The organism is Streptococcus sp. 5346, assembly GCF_013277455.1.
GTDB lineage: Bacteria > Bacillota > Bacilli > Lactobacillales > Streptococcaceae > Streptococcus.
The window spans coordinates 14,519-31,228 of record NZ_VMMY01000002.1 but is presented as its reverse complement, the minus strand read 5'-3'; the positions used below and the strand labels follow the sequence as shown (position 1 = coordinate 31,228).

Here is a 16,710-nt window from a genome sequence, read left to right as displayed (position 1 = left end):
CAAATGGAAGTAGGTCAGATTATCACCCTACTGAGTGGAGCAGGCCTAGGAGCTATATTAAGTGCGATTTTAGTTTTTATAAATAATAGCAAAAGAAATCAGATTGATTATATTACTAAGGAAAGAGCTGAATGGAGAAAGCAACTTAAAATAATATTAGAAAATTTAAAGGATAATCAAAAGAAAGATTCTGCACTTATACAGTTAAAAAGCCAGATTAATCCGTTTGGAAAGAACATGGAAATTAAATATTCTAAACCCTATTATATGAAAGATGGTCATATTTGGGATATATTGGATAATGATGTAATTGACTATGATAGGCTGTCTTTGTATATAGCACTGCTCCTGAAATATGATTGGGAACGCTCAAAAAAGGAAATAAAATTCAATCCTTCTACATTGCTTAGAAGAATTATTTGGTTGATATTATTTATTTTATCTATTTATTCTTCAATTATTTTATTTGATAAAACTAATAATTTAAATGATAATTCATATTTAATACCGTTTATAATATCGGTAATATCAATTATATTTTTATCGTTACAAACCTGGTTTACAAACTTGATTAAGTCAGTTCCTTCCAAACATAAAAAAGAACAGATGTGGATATTCTTTATTTTTTATGCTTTTCCCTATACAAATACTATCTTAATTTTATTATTATATGTTCCGTTTTTAGAATCTGAACTTTTTGATATATTTGCACTACTGGGTCTGTTTGTATATGAATTTTTTTATTTATCAATCATTGAATCATTAGAAGACGATTATGTTAAAGCAGTTGAACGAGTTACTATTAAACGAAACGTCCATAGCGACAAAGCAATAGATATTTACAAATCAATAGATAGATTAGAAAGAAGACTTTATGGATACTCTTATAAACGAACTGATGTTGAGATACTGAGAAAAAAACGTCGGAAATTACAGAAAAAGTTAATAAAAAAACTAAGGCCGTCAGTCTTCATATTTCATCCCACGTTATACATTAGATATCGAAAGAAAAAATCTAGGATATCAAAGATTGTCAAAAGACTACTTACAAACACTTAAAGAAGAACTAAAATGAATCACTTCCACCTAAATACACTCCATCCTATGTTTAGGCTGGTCGTTATCAAAAATAGCTTGACGAAGATATTTTCAAGCCTTCAGGAGATCAAAAGGCTAAGTCTTATTCAATAGTGATTCCGACCACCAAATGTAACTGGAAAAACTCTACCTTGGTCAGGCTTGGGGTACAACCTTCAAAGCAAATGAATCACAAAGAAGCTTAGATTCCCGTTCAAGCCTGTATCCGAGGTCGTAAGAATATCCAATACAGCAGAGGTAGAGTTTGATCTATTGAAGAATGAGTTAGAGGAGAAAATAGATGGCTAAAAAGAAAAATAGAAAAAAAGAATTAAAACGCCAGCAAAAGTTGGATATCAAAGTTATTTCTGAAGAATAGGCTGCTTGGACAGAAATAATGGCTAAAAAACCAACTTTTGTAGAACGTCGACAAATTCAAAATTTCGATGAACTACACATCTTTGTTGAAAATGGGATTCGTACGTCTTCAGATTTCAAAAAATGGACTGAAAAAGAAGTTCTCGCTTTGAAGGGAATTGGTCCCGTAACCGTTAAAAAGCTGAAAGAAAACGGCATAAAGTTTAAGAAAGAAAAGTAATTGTTTATGGAAGGGGGGAGGTGAAATTGTCTTGAATGAAATTTCTAATTTCATCCTGTATACTACACCAAATGGCGACGTTCAGCTAGATATCCTTTTACAGGATGAAAATCTTTGGTTGACTCAAAAAGGTCTTGCAGAGCTCTTTGGAGTTGAACGAAGTGTCATTACAAAGCACTTAAAAAACATTTATGATAGTGGTGAATTAGATAAGGTGTCAACTTGTGCAAAATTTGCACAGGTTCAACAAGAGGGAAATAGAGCTGTCCGGCGTGAACTTGAATATTACAATCTTGATGCTATCATTTCAGTAGGCTATCGTGTAAATTCCAGCAAGGCTACTCAATTTAGAATATGGGCAACCAAGACCTTGAAAGAATTTATCATCAAAGGTTTTGTTTTAGATGATGAACGCTTGAAACAAGGACAGACAGTTTTCGGACAAGATTATTTCCGTGAACTTTTAGAACGAATTCGCTCTATTCGTGCTAGCGAACGCCGGATTTATCAGCAAATCACGGATATCTTTGCTGAATGTGCCATAGATTATGATCGAAACTCAGATATTACTAAAAATTTCTATGCTATGGTGCAAAATAAATTTCATTATGCAATTACTGGAAGTACGGCTGCAGAAATTATCTATCAACAAGCCGATGCTAGTAAAGAAAAAATGGGATTAACTTCTTGGAAGAATGCACCTGATGGACGAGTGCTCAAATCAGATGTAACGGTAGCCAAAAATTATTTGCAAGAAAAAGAAATTCGACAACTAGAGCGAACTGTTACAGCCTATTTTGATTATATCGAGGGTTTGGTTGAGCGCCGTAATACGTTTACAATGCGAGGATTGGCAGATAGTATTGATCGTTTTCTATCTTTTAATGAGTACGAAATTTTAGAAGGAAAAGGAAGTATTTCCAAGAAACAAGCAGACTCAAAAGCCATTCAGGAGTATGAAAAATTTAACCGAACTCAAAAAATTATATCAGACTTTGATAAACATATTATGAAGATAATGAGAGAAAGTTAATGTAAAATTTTCACCGTTTCTTTGCTTATAGAAGATAATGAGAAAAACAAGATGAGTTGAATCAAGGCCTATCTTCTACATACTAATTTTATTTAAAGATATTAACTAGAAAGGACAAACACATGTCTAAAGAACTTTCACCTAAATACAATCCAGCCGAGGTTGAGGCTGGTCGTTACCAAAAATGGCTTGATGCGGATGTTTTCAAGCCTTCAGGAGATCAAAAGGCTAAGCCTTATTCAATCGTCATTCCACCACCAAACGTAACTGGGAAACTTCACCTGGGTCACGCTTGGGATACGACTTTGCAAGATATCATCATCCGTCAAAAACGTATGCAAGGTTTTGATACCCTTTGGCTTCCAGGGATGGACCACGCGGGGATTGCGACTCAAGCTAAGGTTGAGGAGCGCTTGCGTGGAGAGGGCATTACACGTTATGACCTAGGTCGTGAAAAATTCCTCGACAAGGTCTGGGAATGGAAAGACGAGTATGCCACTACTATCAAGGAACAATGGGGCAAGATGGGCCTCTCTGTCGATTACTCTCGCGAGCGTTTCACTCTTGATGAAGGTTTGTCAAAAGCTGTTCGCAAGGTCTTTGTGGACCTCTACAAGAAAGGTTGGATCTACCGTGGTGAGTTTATCATCAACTGGGACCCAGCAGCTCGCACAGCCCTTTCTGATATCGAGGTGATTCATAAGGATGTCGAAGGTGCCTTCTACCACATGAACTACATGCTGGAAGACGGTTCACGCGCCCTTGAAGTTGCCACAACTCGTCCTGAGACCATGTTTGGGGACGTTGCCGTTGCGGTCAACCCAGAAGACCCACGCTACAAGGATTTGATTGGTCAAAACGTTATTCTGCCAATCGCTAATAAACTTATCCCGATCGTTGGAGACGAGCACGCAGATCCTGAATTTGGTACTGGTGTCGTGAAAATCACGCCTGCCCACGATCCAAACGACTTCTTGGTTGGTCAACGCCACAACTTGCCACAAGTCAACGTCATGAACGACGACGGAACTATGAACGAGCTTGCCTTCGAATTTGCAGGCATGGACCGTTTTGAAGCTCGTAAGGCAGTCGTTGCTAAACTGGAAGAAATCGGTGCCCTTGTTAAAATCGAAAAACGTGTCCACAGTGTTGGCCACTCAGAGCGTACAGGTGTTGTGGTTGAGCCACGCTTGTCTACTCAATGGTTTGTCAAGATGAACCAATTGGCGAAAAATGCTATTGCAAACCAAGACACAGAGGACAAAGTTGAATTCTACCCACCTCGTTTCAACGATACCTTCCTCCAATGGATGGAAAATGTCCATGACTGGGTAATCTCTCGTCAGCTCTGGTGGGGTCACCAAATCCCTGCTTGGTACAATGCTGAGGGTGAAATGTACGTCGGTGAAGAAGCTCCAGAAGGTGACGGATGGACACAAGATGAAGACGTCTTGGATACTTGGTTTAGTTCTGCCCTTTGGCCATTCTCAACCATGGGCTGGCCTGATGTCGACTCAGAAGATTTCAAACGTTACTTCCCAACTTCAACCTTGGTAACAGGTTACGACATTATCTTCTTTTGGGTATCTCGTATGATCTTCCAATCCTTGGAATTCACTGGTCGTCAGCCATTCCAAAACGTGCTTATCCACGGTCTCATCCGTGACGAGCAAGGACGCAAGATGTCCAAATCTCTCGGTAACGGGATTGACCCGATGGATGTCATCGAAAAATACGGTGCCGATGCCCTTCGTTGGTTCCTTTCAAACGGTTCTGCACCAGGTCAAGACGTGCGTTTCTCTTACGAGAAAATGGATGCTTCATGGAACTTCATTAACAAGATCTGGAACATCTCTCGCTACATCCTCATGAATAATGAAGGCTTGACCCTTGAGCAAGCAACTGCCAATGTGGAAAAAGTTGTTAACAAGGAAGCTGGGAATGTCACAGACCGCTGGATTCTTCACAACCTCAATGAAACCATCGGCAAAGCTACTGCCAACTTTGACAAGTTTGAGTTTGGTGTCGCTGGACATATCCTTTACAACTTCATCTGGGACGAGTTTGCGGACTGGTATGTTGAATTGACCAAGGAAGTCCTTTATAGCGACAATGAAGAAGAGAAAGTCATCACACGTTCTGTTCTCCTTTACACTTTGGACAAGATTCTTCGTCTCCTTCACCCAATCATGCCATTCGTGACAGAGGAAATCTTTGGGCAAATCTCAGAAGGTTCTATCGTTACGGCGGAATACCCGACTGTTAACCCAGCCTTTGAAGACCTTGTTGCCCACACTGGTGTGGAAAGCCTCAAAGACTTGATCCGTGCTGTTCGGAATGCGCGTGCGGAAGTAAACGTTGCTCCAAGCAAGCCTATCACCATCCTTGTTAAGACAAGTGATAGCGACTTGGAAGCCTTCTTTAACAGCAATGTCAACTACATCAAACGCTTCACAAATCCAGAACACTTGGAAATCGCATCTACCATCCCTGCACCTGAACTGGCTATGTCAAGCGTCATCACAGGAGCAGAAATCTACCTGCCACTGGCAGACCTCCTCAACGTCGAAGAAGAACTGGCTCGTCTCGATAAGGAATTGGCTAAATGGCAAAAAGAACTGGACATGGTTGGTAAGAAGCTCTCTAACGAACGCTTCGTAGCCAATGCCAAACCAGAAGTTGTCCAAAAAGAACGCGACAAACAAGCCGACTACCAAGTCAAGTACGATGCGACCGTAGCACGTATTGATGAGATGAAGAAGTTGGTGAAATAAACATAGAAACACGGTGATGAGCCGTGTTTTTTGGTATAATCAGTATAAATAAATTATCCAAAAGAGGTACAGATATGCCTTATGAATCAGGTGGAAGAGCAGATAAATTAGGTAATAAATATGAGTTCAACTGGATTGTTTTAAAATTTATTGATATTATTTCTGAAAAAATAGATGCTATTAAAGTTGAAGCTATAGGTGAAGAAGAAGTGGGGGTGGACGTTTGGGTTAGATACTCTAACGGAATAACAGAAGCTCAACAATGTAAAGGAAGAAATGCTAGTAAAGATTATTGGACTTTATCAGATTTAAATAGTCGTGGAATTTTGAAATATTGGAAATTGCATCTAAGCAGAGACTTGACAACTAAAGTTTCATTAGTTAGTCCACTTCCGTTTACAAACTTTTCTGATTTAATTTATAGAGCTAAGACTAATGATAATCCTCAGTCTTTTATTGATTATCAAGTTAATACATCTTCAGAGATTAAAAACTTATTTGATAACTATGTTAATAATTTGGGATTTTCTAAGGAAAAAGATATTCCGAAAATTATAAATTTTTTAAGTAGAACGGTGATTAGACAAGATCCATCTCCAGAAAATGAAGAATTTATAAAAGATATGATTAGTCAATATTTTATTGGTGATGCTGCTAGCATAAAGTCAAAATTCATTAATCTAATTTTACAAGGTGAAATTTATGGAAGATGGCTTTCATTTCAGGATTTGGAGAAATTTATTAAAAATGAGAAAATTGAATTCAGAAATTTAGCACGTGATGATAGGATAATACCTAGAATAAATATTTTAAATGATGAGTATAAAAACAGATTTAAAACATTGGATTCCGGTCTAAAAATTCGCAAACAATTTGATGAATGTAAGAAATATATTCAAGAAGGAAAATCAATTATCATTCACGGGAAAGCTGGGAATGGTAAAAGTGGTTTAACAGAAAATATTATTGATTGGTGTAATAAAAGTAATATTTTACACTTAGATTTAAAACTAGATTGTTATATTCCTGAGGGTACAGCACAAGAATGGGGGGAGAAGTTAGGATTTCCTGCTAGCATAAGTTATTGTTTGAACGCTTTTTCTAAAGAGGATAATACTGTTCTCATATTAGATCAACTAGATGCATTAAGATGGACAGCAAGAAATTCTAAAAGTTCACTTGCGACTTGTTTGGAGTTGATTCGAGAGATACGGAACCTTAATTCGGAAAGAGAAAATAAAATCTCAATTATTTTTGTTTGCAGAACTTATGATTTAGAAAATGATAACGGAATTAAGGCGTTATTTGAAAACAAATCGAAAGATGATACTGAATCTTGGCGTAAAGTTGAAGTTAATGAATTATTTGAAAATGAGGTTGAGGAAATTTTAGGAAGTAAATACCATAATTATCCAAACAGATTAAGACAGTTGTTGAGAACCCCGAGTAATCTTTATATTTGGGAACAAATTAATTACAAAGAAGAATATTATCAAATAAAAAATACTTATGCCCTAGTTGATAAGTGGTGGAGGGATTTATCAGCAAAATGTCAGGAAGCCGATTTAAGTGAAGATGATCTGAATAAATTAAAAGAGAAGCTTGTCAATTTATTTGCTGATACAGGTAAAACTGTGTTTAGTAAGAGAAGAATAATAGGTAATGAGAAAGCTCTGCGATATTTAATTAGCCAAGGGATGTTAACAGAGCGTTCCAACAAAGTTTCTTTTGTTCATCAGTCATTCTTAGATTGTTTTGTTGCAGAGCAAATGATTCTTGATTACTACGATAATTATGACGATATAAATGAAATTATTGGAGATAAAACACAACAGAATCCAACAAGACGTTATCAATTTCAAATTTTTCTTCAATCATTATTAGAAGAATCAGAAAAAGATTTTTTAAATTTTGGAACTAGATTAATAAAGAGTGATAATGTCAGGTTTAATTTCAAATATGTTTTCTTTGAAATCTTAGGAAGTATTCAAGAACCATCTAAAAAGATTTTAAATTATATAGCAGATCTGATTCAAGAAACAGAGTATAGAAATCATTTGTGTCAAACGGTAATTAGTAGTCATCAATTATATGTGAATTTTTTAGTGGAAGAGGGTATTTTTAAAAAGTGGTTTGATGAGAATAGAATATTAGTAATTAATTTATTAAGTAGTATCTCTCCAAATTACACAACTGAAAGTATTAAATTTATCAAATTATCAATAGCAAATTCTGATGATAAAAATGAGTGGCGGGGCTGTTTCTTTAATGATTATCATAATGATTCAGAAGAATTTTTTAAGGTAAGATTGCATTATTGGAAATCTTATCTAAAAGAACCAGATTTGTTTGGCGACTTCTATAAAAATATAAACGCATATACAATTAAGATTATATGTTTATTTCTTGACAAATTTCAAGACTCTGATAATAGCAATAGATTTTATAATGAATCAAAGAATTTCGATGAAAACTCCCATAATTACATAGATAAAAATTGTATGCAAATCGTCCAAATATTATTGCCTTATCTTAAAAAGTATTCCGAGAATAATTCAACTAAATACAATCTAGCCTTGAAAGAACGCGATAGCTTACAAAGATATTACCTTCATTTATTAAATGAAGCAAATAAATGTCTAATTTCGAAATATCCTGATATTTTTTTTGAAACTTATAGTGATTATATGGGAAATGGTGATTATCTTTATAATGAAGTTATTTTAGATACATTGTATTATTCACCAGCGAGCTATTCTGATACTTGTATCAAATACTTACTGATTGATTTTTACAAAAACCTCTTTGAAAAATCTCAAGGTTATGAAGAAAAATTGATTTTAGCCAAACGATTGATTTCTAAGGTCTCAAAAAGATGTTCATTAGAAATGTACCATAAACTTGAAGAACAAATTATTCATTATGTATCACCTAAGGCTAAACAAAGACTAGCAAGGAGAATTGAAACAAATAAATCTCAAAATGATTATAGGGTTTATTGGCCATTTTGGGGAGACTTACAGTATAGACTGCTATCAGTTTTACCGAAAAAAAGAATGAGTAAAGAAGCTATCGAATTACTAAAGGTATTGGAACGATCTAATAGTTTTTCTGATTCTTTTTATGACTCACATTGTGGAAGTGTAGTTTCTCCGCTACAAGGAAAGAATATTTCTGCTAAATCTTGGAGAAATATTCTCATCAGTCCAAAAGGTGAGACTAAATGTAGATGGGATAGTGAGAGACACATATTTATTGATTCTTCTCCCAGAGAATTAGCTAGGGATTTTAGAATTGCTGTTTCTCAAAATCCTAAAGAATACGTTTCTTTATTTTTAAACTTATCGTCCAATCATAAAATCAATGAACATTATATAGATGGTCTACTAGGTGGAATTGTAGACTTAGAAAAAATTCCAGATCCTGTTTTAAGTGACCTTGAATTCATACTATTAAATTTTGTAAATGAAAATAATTGGGAGAATCTTTATTATTTTTTCCGAGTCATAGAGAAACACTCAAATATAGCATGGTCCGAGAATATCTTAGAAAGACTTGATTATTATCTTAAGAATACTGATTTGGATGCTCTTGATAAATTTAACAAGGAACAGACACTAGAAAATTATCTACATCAATCTTACTCAACTTTGAGAGGCTATGGAATTCATGCTTTGACGAAACTAATAAAAAGTTCATTAACATATATTTCGTATTTCAAAGATACTATTTTTTCACTGGCTAATGATAAGACTGACTATGTACAATTTAATTCTATTTTTCTTCTCCCTATAATTTTAGATTTAGATAAAAATTTTGCAAGAGAACTATTTAGATCGATTTTTAAAGATAAAAAGATGTTAGTTCATATCCATAGTAACTACATTTTATATAGGCTATACGAAGATGAAAAAGAACGAATCCAATCTCTATTACAAGTGGCTTTCAATTCAAAAGACACTTTACTTGTAAAAAATTCCTCATCTCTGATTACAGAAATTTACTTAAATAAAGGAGATATGGAATCAACTGTATATAGTGGAAATGGACTTCAAGCAGAAGGTATTTGTCAGATGGCAATTAATTATTTAAAGGTAAAGAACCATGAAGAGAAATCAAAGAAGATTATACTGCATCATTTAAGTAAGAATATTACAAATTTAGAAAAAATTTTACCACAGTTGTTCCGGGATGATTTGTTGGATATTAAAAAAGATAAAGATTTAATACTTAAGCTACTAACTTCAGAGTATAGAGATAAGTTATATTATTATTTTTTAAAATTTCTTGAAAAACAGGTATCGATTTCAGATTATGAAAACATCATATTCGAAACAGTGTCTAATATTGTGAGCAAAAACAATGAATTGAAATTGGAACCATATTATTATAGACGAATAGAAGAATACCTTTCTAGGTTAATGATACAGCTTTATGATGAACATAAAGGGGATGATATTGCTGATAGGTGTTTAGATATTATTGATCAAATGTTTGAAAATGAGTTCGGCAGCTCACGAACTCTGATTGAAGAATTGATGAATAAATAACAAAATTTTATAAGAAACTGATAGTAAGAGATTGAATTATTATGAATCTTAGAAAGAATTAGTTAAATATAATGTAATGTATTCTTTTCAAGAGTTAGTCTTTTTACATATAAAAGCTAAAGTAAAAGATATAGATTTCTCCCCCTTAACCTTTGACTATTCTGCAAAATTATCGTAAAATAAAGAGTAAATGATAAAATGAGGTCAGAGTCTGTTTGCTCTGGCGATAGTAGTATAAATGAGGAGAAACGCTTTGGAATTAGAAGTATTTGCTGGGCAAGAAAAAAGTGAACTATCTATGATTGAGGTAGCGCGTGCTATCTTGGAACTTCGTGGTCGCGATCACGAGATGCATTTTAGCGATCTTGTAAACGAAATTCAAAACTACCTTGGAACATCAAACAGCGATATCCGCGAAGCCTTGCCTTTGTTCTACACAGAGTTGAACTTTGACGGTAGCTTCATCTCACTTGGAGACAACAAATGGGGTCTTCGTTCATGGTATGGTGTGGACGAAATCGACGAAGAAATTATCGCTCTTGAAGAAAATGACGACGATGAAGTGGCACCAAAAGCTAAGAAAAAACGTGTCAATGCCTTCATGGATGGTGATTCAGATGCCATTGACTACAATGCAGATGATCCAGAAGATGAAGACGCATATGAAGCAGATCCAGCTCTTTCATACGATGATGAAAATCCAGATGATGAGAAAAACGAAGTGGAAGCTTACGATGCAGAAATCAACGAAATCGCTCCTGATGACTTGGGTGAAGACGTGGATCTCAACGAAGACGACGACGAGTTTTCAGATGATGATGCTGAAAACATCGAGGAATAAAAGTTAGCTATTGACAATTATCCTATTTTTAGGTATCATATTGTTCGGGCACCTCTTTTAGAGGTCGGGGCTCCCTAGTTCTTAGGGAGCTATTTTTGTTTTTTCAAGAAGTTATCTTCTTGTATTTTGGTTGTGAATCTGGTGCAGTCGTCTCAGATTATTCTTATTAGTAGGATCTTGTTTTCTATGTCCCCTCGTAGTTAACAAGACCTTGAGCATTTTAGAAAGAGGAATCTATGTCTACGAAATATATTTTTGTAACTGGTGGTGTCGTATCGTCTATTGGGAAAGGGATTGTCGCAGCAAGTCTGGGTCGTCTCTTGAAAAATCGTGGTCTCAAAGTAACCATTCAAAAATTTGACCCTTATATCAATATCGATCCGGGAACTATGAGTCCTTATCAGCACGGGGAAGTTTTTGTGACAGATGACGGAGCTGAGACAGATTTGGACTTGGGTCACTATGAACGTTTCATCGATATCAATCTCAACAAATATTCCAACGTGACAACTGGTAAAATTTACAGTGAAGTTCTTCGTAAAGAACGCCGTGGAGAATACCTTGGGGCAACTGTTCAAGTCATTCCTCATATCACAGATGCCTTGAAAGAAAAAATCAAGCGTGCCGCTCTAACGACTGATTCTGATGTCATTATTACAGAGGTTGGTGGAACAGTAGGAGATATCGAGTCCTTGCCATTCTTAGAGGCACTTCGTCAGATGAAGGCAGATGTGGGGGCGGATAATGTTATGTACATCCATACAACCCTCCTTCCTTACCTCAAGGCTGCTGGTGAAATGAAGACCAAACCAACTCAACACTCTGTAAAAGAATTGCGTGGATTGGGAATCCAGCCAAATATGTTGGTTATTCGTACAGAAGAGCCAGCTGGTCAAGGAATTAAAAATAAACTGGCCCAGTTCTGTGATGTGGCACCAGAAGCCGTTATCGAGTCTTTAGATGTTGAACATCTTTACCAAATTCCATTGAACTTGCAGGCACAAGGCATGGACCAAATTGTTTGTGACCACCTGAAATTAGACGCACCAGTAGCAGATATGACAGAGTGGTCAGCTATGGTGGACAAGGTCATGAATCTGAAAAAACAAGTTAAAATTTCCCTTGTCGGTAAGTATGTTGAGTTGCAAGATGCCTACATTTCTGTGGTTGAAGCCTTGAAACACTCTGGTTATGCCAACGACGCAGAAGTTAAGATCAATTGGATCAATGCCAATGATGTGACAGCAGAGAATGTGGCAGAGCTCTTGTCTGATGCGGACGGAATCATCGTACCAGGTGGTTTTGGCCAGCGTGGCACGGAAGGGAAAATCCAAGCCATTCGCTATGCGCGTGAAAATGATGTTCCAATGTTAGGTGTCTGCTTGGGAATGCAGTTGACTTGTATCGAGTTTGCTCGTCACGTTTTGGGTCTTGAAGGTGCCAATTCTGCAGAGCTTGCACCAGAAACAAAATACCCGATCATTGATATCATGCGTGATCAGATTGACGTTGAGGATATGGGGGGAACCCTTCGCTTGGGACTTTACCCGTCTAAGTTGAAACGTGGCTCTAAGGCTGCGGCTGCTTATCACAATCAAGAAGTGGTGCAACGCCGTCACCGTCACCGCTATGAGTTTAATAACGCCTTTCGTGAACAGTTTAAGGCAGCAGGTTTTGTCTTCTCAGGTGTTTCTCCAGACAATCGTTTGGTCGAAATTGTGGAAATCCCTGAAAATAAATTCTTTGTAGCTTGTCAGTATCACCCTGAACTGTCAAGTCGTCCAAACCGCCCAGAAGAACTCTACACTGCCTTTGTCACTGCAGCAGTTGAGAACAGCAATTAGCAAAATCAGAACCTTTGAGAAGAATCTCAGAGGTTTTTTGCTTGCATATTTAGGATAATATTTGCAATTTAAAAATATAGTGATATAATTAACATAAAAAATCCTAAGGAGGATCTACGATGAAAAAAATCACATTATTTGGTTTGTCTCTAGCTGGTCTAGCTTTACTGGCTTTTCCACATTCAGGGCAGGCATTTGAGCTTAAAGAAGAATGGGTTGTTAAGTGTGGAGTACAGTATCAAGATGGCAAGATTCTCCGATTTAATAATGGTCATGAAGTGGATATCAAAGTCTTGGATTTACCAAAAACCGAGAAAATCGAGTGGACAGTTAGTCTCAATGGTCAAGATCAGACAGTCAATTTTCTAGGTCAAGAAAAGGACAAGTCTATGATTGGTATAGAAGGGCGTTACCTGAATTTCTATGTTCCCTATGGCTATAGAGGAGATATCAAGGTAGAAGCTAAGAGCGGAAACGAAGTGAAGACCTGGTCAACGAAAGTTGTGGATGATATTCATAATGATAGTGGAAAGAGAGGCTACTACCGTATTGAAGAATCAAATAATCAATACACTTACCTCGATGCTAAATGGAATTATCAAACCAAGACTTACACTGCTACCTTACCAGAGACTGTCAATGGTCAAAAAGTATATGCTTGGGGAGACTATGACAATAGTGAGTTGAAACTTGAAAAACTAAAATCTATCAGTCACAAATATGATGGAGGATCTTTCAAAGAACTTTATCCGATTGTAAAAGCAGAAAGTTGGCTAAAATCAAACCAAAACTGGTACTATCAAAAACAAGGTCAATTAGTGCAGAATGATTGGGTTTATGACAAGGGAACTTGGTACTTTATGAATGATAAAGGAGTCATGTTCAATCAAACTTGGCTTTATCAAGGTAACAACTGGTATGCCTTTAAATCATCAGGAGCCATGATTGCTAGTGATTGGCTTTACGACCAAGGCAAGTGGTACTATTTATCAACTTCAGGAGCCATGAAAGCAAGCGCTTGGGTTTATGACAAGGGAAAATGGTACTATGTAAGTTCTTCTGGTGCCATGCTAGTGAATGCTTGGATCAAAGATAATGGCAAGTGGTATTATCTAGCTTCATCAGGTAAGATGCTTCGCAATACCTACACACCTGATGGTTACTACGTTGGCAACTCAGGTGCCTGGCAATAAGAATAATACTCTTCGAAAATCTCTTCAAACCACGCCAGCGTCATCCACAACCTCAAAACAGTATTTTGAGCTGACTTCGTCAGTTCTATCTACAACCTCAAAGCAGTGCTTTGAGCAACCTGCGGCTAGCTTCCTAGTTTGCTCTTTGATTTTCATTGAGTATAAGAAGTCCTTTTCCTTAAAGGAAGAGGCTTTTTACTTGCTTTTCTGCTGCTTCCTCATTTGTCCTAAAGCCTTTTTTGTGTTAAAATGAATGGTATGAAAGCTAAAAAAATGTGGATGGCAGGTCTGGCTCTGCTTGGTATTGGGAGCCTTGCCCTTGCTACGAAAAAAGTTGCAGATGACCATAAGCTCATGAAGACTCAGGAAGAGTTGACAGCGATTGTGCGAGACCATTTTTCAGACATGGGGGAAATTGCGACCCTCTATGTTCAAGTCTATGAAAGCAGTCTGGAGAGCTTGGTTGGTGGCGTCATTTTTGAGGATGGCCGTCATTATACCTTTGTCTATGAAAATGAAGACCTAGTCTATGAGGAGGAAGTCTTATGATACAACCAGCAAGTTTAGAACAATTAGCATCTTTAGTAGAAAAAGATGGCAAGAAGGTCTTTCTTTTTGTAGCAGACTGGTGTGGCGATTGTCGTTATATCTATCCTGCTTTGCCAGAGATTGAGAAGATCAATCCAGAGTTCACCTTTATTCGAGTGGATCGAGACCAGTACATGGATCTAGCTAAACTCTGGGATGTTTACGGAATTCCTAGCCTTGTTGTTCTAGAAAAAGACAAGGAAATTGGTCGTTTTGTTAATCGCGACCGTAAAAGCAAGCAACAAATTAACGACTTTTTAGCAGGACTGAAATAGGAGAAAAAGGAAACAATGATTTTTACATATAATAAAGAACATGTCGGTGATGTCCTTATGGTCATCGCGAAAAATAGCGGAGATGCCAAACTGGATGTGGAGCGCAAAGGCAAGGTAGCCCGTGTTTTTCTCAAAGATAATGGGGAAACAGTGGCTTGGAATATTTTCGAAGTTTCAAGTTTGTTTGAAATTGCAGAGCGCGGTCAAGTCTTTTTATCAGATGAGCAAGTCGCTCGTTTGAACCAAGAATTGCAGGCGGAAGGTTTTACAGAGGAAATCGTTAATGACAAGGAACCTAAGTTTGTTGTTGGTGAAATTGTTGAGATGGTAGCTCATCCAGATAGTGACCACCTCAACATCTGCCAAGTTGCAGTCGCAAGTGACAAGACTGTGCAAATTGTTGCCGGAGCTCCAAATGCGCGTCTTGGATTGAAAACTATTGTAGCTCTTCCTGGAGCTATGATGCCAAAAGGCAACCTCATTTTCCCAGGTGAACTTCGTGGCGAAAAGAGTTTTGGAATGATGTGCAGCCCTCGTGAACTTGCTTTGCCAAATGCTCCGCAAAAACGTGGTATTATTGAATTATCAGAAGACCAAGTTGTCGGAACACCATTTGATCCAGCGAAGCACTGGACTGCCTAGGAAACTGTCAGTATCTGATAGACCAGCTAGAAGGAAATAAGATGGCAAAAAATGTTGTGATTACAGGAGCAACCTCAGGAATCGGTGAAGCGATTGCGCGTGCTTATCTGGAGCAGGGTGAGAATGTCGTTCTAACTGGACGACGGATAGACAGATTAGAAACCCTTAAGTCAGAGTTTGCAGCAACCTATCCAAATCAAACAGTTTGGACTTTTTCACTAGATGTGACGGATATGGCCATGGTCAAGACTGTCTGCTCCGATATTCTAGAAACGATAGGGCGGATTGATATCTTAGTCAACAACGCCGGACTGGCTCTAGGTTTAGCACCTTATCAGGACTATGAAGAGTTGGATATGTTGACCATGCTAGATACCAATGTCAAAGGTTTGATGGCAGTCACTCGCTCTTTCTTGCCAGCAATGGTAAAAGCTAATCAAGGACATATCATCAATATGGGCTCAACCGCAGGAATCTACGCCTATGCTGGTGCCGCTGTTTACTCAGCTACCAAGGCAGCAGTTAAGACCTTTTCAGATGGTCTGCGAATTGATACCATCGCAACGGATATCAAGGTGACGGCCATTCAGCCTGGGATTGTCGAAACAGATTTTTCGACGGTACGTTTTCACGGTGATAAAGAACGAGCTGCGTCCGTTTACCAAGGAATAGAAGCCTTGCAAGCTCAGGATATTGCAGACACAGTAGTCTATGTGACTAGTCAACCTCGTCGTGTTCAGATTACAGATATGACCATTATGGCCAATCAACAGGCAACAGGTTTCATGGTTTATAAAAAGTAAAAAATTTTCTCGAAAGTTACAAATTTCTGTAACTTTTTTTGACTTCCTACGAATAGATAAGTAGGAGGAAGAAAATATGTATAATAAAGTTATCATGATTGGACGTTTAACGTCTACACCAGAATTGCACAAAACCAACAATGACAAGTCAGTAGCGCGAGCAACTATCGCTGTGAACCGTCGTTACAAAGACCAAAACGGCGAACGTGAAGCTGATTTTGTCAATATGGTCCTATGGGGCAGACTAGCAGAGACTTTGGCAAGCTACGCAACCAAAGGTAGTCTTATTTCTGTGGATGGAGAATTACGTACCCGTCGTTTTGAGAAAAATGGTCAGATTAACTATGTGACTGAAGTACTTGTTACTGGATTCCAACTCTTGGAAAGTCGTGCCCAACGTGCCATGCGTGAAAATAATGCAGGCCAAGATTTGGCGGATTTGGTCTTGGAAGAGGAAGAACTACCATTTTAAGCATTAAAAAGTCTGAGTTG

The 16,710-nt window shown here is 37.3% G+C and carries 13 protein-coding genes and 1 pseudogene; 13 read left to right on the top strand and 1 reads right to left on the bottom strand.

Features of this window, described 5'->3' with window-relative positions; all coding sequences use genetic code 11:
* Positions 1-3: 3 nt before the first annotated feature.
* The 8 genes and pseudogenes from HT732_RS01140 to HT732_RS01105 all read left to right on the top strand — a co-directional run bounded on the left by HT732_RS01140 (position 4) and on the right by HT732_RS01105 (position 13,910).
* Positions 4-1,059, top strand: coding sequence for a hypothetical protein (locus tag HT732_RS01140; protein WP_173253698.1), 1,056 nt, complete (start codon positions 4-6; stop codon positions 1,057-1,059).
* A 478-nt stretch (positions 1,060-1,537) separates the two neighbouring features.
* Positions 1,538-1,675: pseudogene (locus HT732_RS01135) on the top strand (helix-hairpin-helix domain-containing protein); the annotation flags it as partial.
* A gap of 31 nt (positions 1,676-1,706) precedes the next feature.
* Entirely contained in the window at positions 1,707-2,708 is a 1,002-nt protein-coding gene (locus HT732_RS01130) for a virulence RhuM family protein (protein ID WP_173253697.1), read from the top strand.
* 122 nt (positions 2,709-2,830) lie between these two features.
* The gene (locus HT732_RS01125; RefSeq protein ID WP_173253696.1) at positions 2,831-5,482 is read left to right on the top strand and encodes a valine--tRNA ligase; all 2,652 of its coding nucleotides are present in this window, start codon (positions 2,831-2,833) and stop codon (positions 5,480-5,482) included.
* Positions 5,483-5,556: 74 nt separating this feature from the next.
* Positions 5,557-10,032 (top strand): hypothetical protein, encoded by a 4,476-nt coding sequence (locus HT732_RS01120; RefSeq protein ID WP_173253695.1) that lies wholly within the window; start codon positions 5,557-5,559, stop codon positions 10,030-10,032.
* A 253-nt stretch (positions 10,033-10,285) separates the two neighbouring features.
* A complete protein-coding gene (gene rpoE, locus HT732_RS01115) occupies positions 10,286-10,873 on the top strand; it encodes a DNA-directed RNA polymerase subunit delta (protein ID WP_000418401.1) in 588 nt (195 codons plus the stop codon).
* Positions 10,874-11,109: 236 nt separating this feature from the next.
* Positions 11,110-12,717, top strand: coding sequence for a CTP synthase (locus HT732_RS01110; RefSeq protein ID WP_173253694.1), 1,608 nt, complete (start codon positions 11,110-11,112; stop codon positions 12,715-12,717).
* Positions 12,718-12,836: 119 nt separating this feature from the next.
* Positions 12,837-13,910 carry an N-acetylmuramoyl-L-alanine amidase family protein gene (locus HT732_RS01105; protein ID WP_173253693.1) on the top strand — a complete coding sequence of 358 codons (1,074 nt, stop codon included), beginning with the start codon at positions 12,837-12,839 and terminating at the stop codon, positions 13,908-13,910.
* Between the two features lie 24 nt (positions 13,911-13,934).
* Here HT732_RS01105 and HT732_RS01100 read toward each other — a convergent pair whose 3' ends face one another.
* A complete protein-coding gene (locus tag HT732_RS01100) occupies positions 13,935-14,066 on the bottom strand; it encodes a chlorohydrolase (RefSeq protein WP_173253692.1) in 132 nt (43 codons plus the stop codon).
* Between the two features lie 93 nt (positions 14,067-14,159).
* On the opposite strand from HT732_RS01100, the gene HT732_RS01095 reads away from it, so the two are divergent.
* The 5 genes from HT732_RS01095 (at position 14,160) to HT732_RS01075 (ending at position 16,690) form a co-directional block, all read left to right on the top strand.
* Complete coding sequence (locus HT732_RS01095; protein WP_001815024.1) at positions 14,160-14,459, top strand: DUF4651 domain-containing protein; 300 nt, start codon at positions 14,160-14,162, stop codon at positions 14,457-14,459.
* Positions 14,456-14,773 carry a thioredoxin family protein gene (locus HT732_RS01090; protein ID WP_173253691.1) on the top strand — a complete coding sequence of 106 codons (318 nt, stop codon included), beginning with the start codon at positions 14,456-14,458 and terminating at the stop codon, positions 14,771-14,773. Before HT732_RS01095 ends, HT732_RS01090 begins: the two co-directional genes overlap by 4 nt.
* Positions 14,774-14,788: 15 nt before the next feature.
* Positions 14,789-15,415: a YtpR family tRNA-binding protein gene (ytpR, locus tag HT732_RS01085; protein ID WP_173253690.1), complete on the top strand. Its 627-nt coding sequence runs from the start codon at positions 14,789-14,791 to the stop codon at positions 15,413-15,415.
* Between the two features lie 41 nt (positions 15,416-15,456).
* Positions 15,457-16,218 (top strand): SDR family NAD(P)-dependent oxidoreductase, encoded by a 762-nt coding sequence (locus HT732_RS01080; RefSeq protein WP_173253689.1) that lies wholly within the window; start codon positions 15,457-15,459, stop codon positions 16,216-16,218.
* 76 nt (positions 16,219-16,294) lie between these two features.
* Complete coding sequence (locus HT732_RS01075) at positions 16,295-16,690, top strand: single-stranded DNA-binding protein (protein ID WP_069287338.1); 396 nt, start codon at positions 16,295-16,297, stop codon at positions 16,688-16,690.
* The last annotated feature ends 20 nt before the right edge of the window (positions 16,691-16,710 follow it).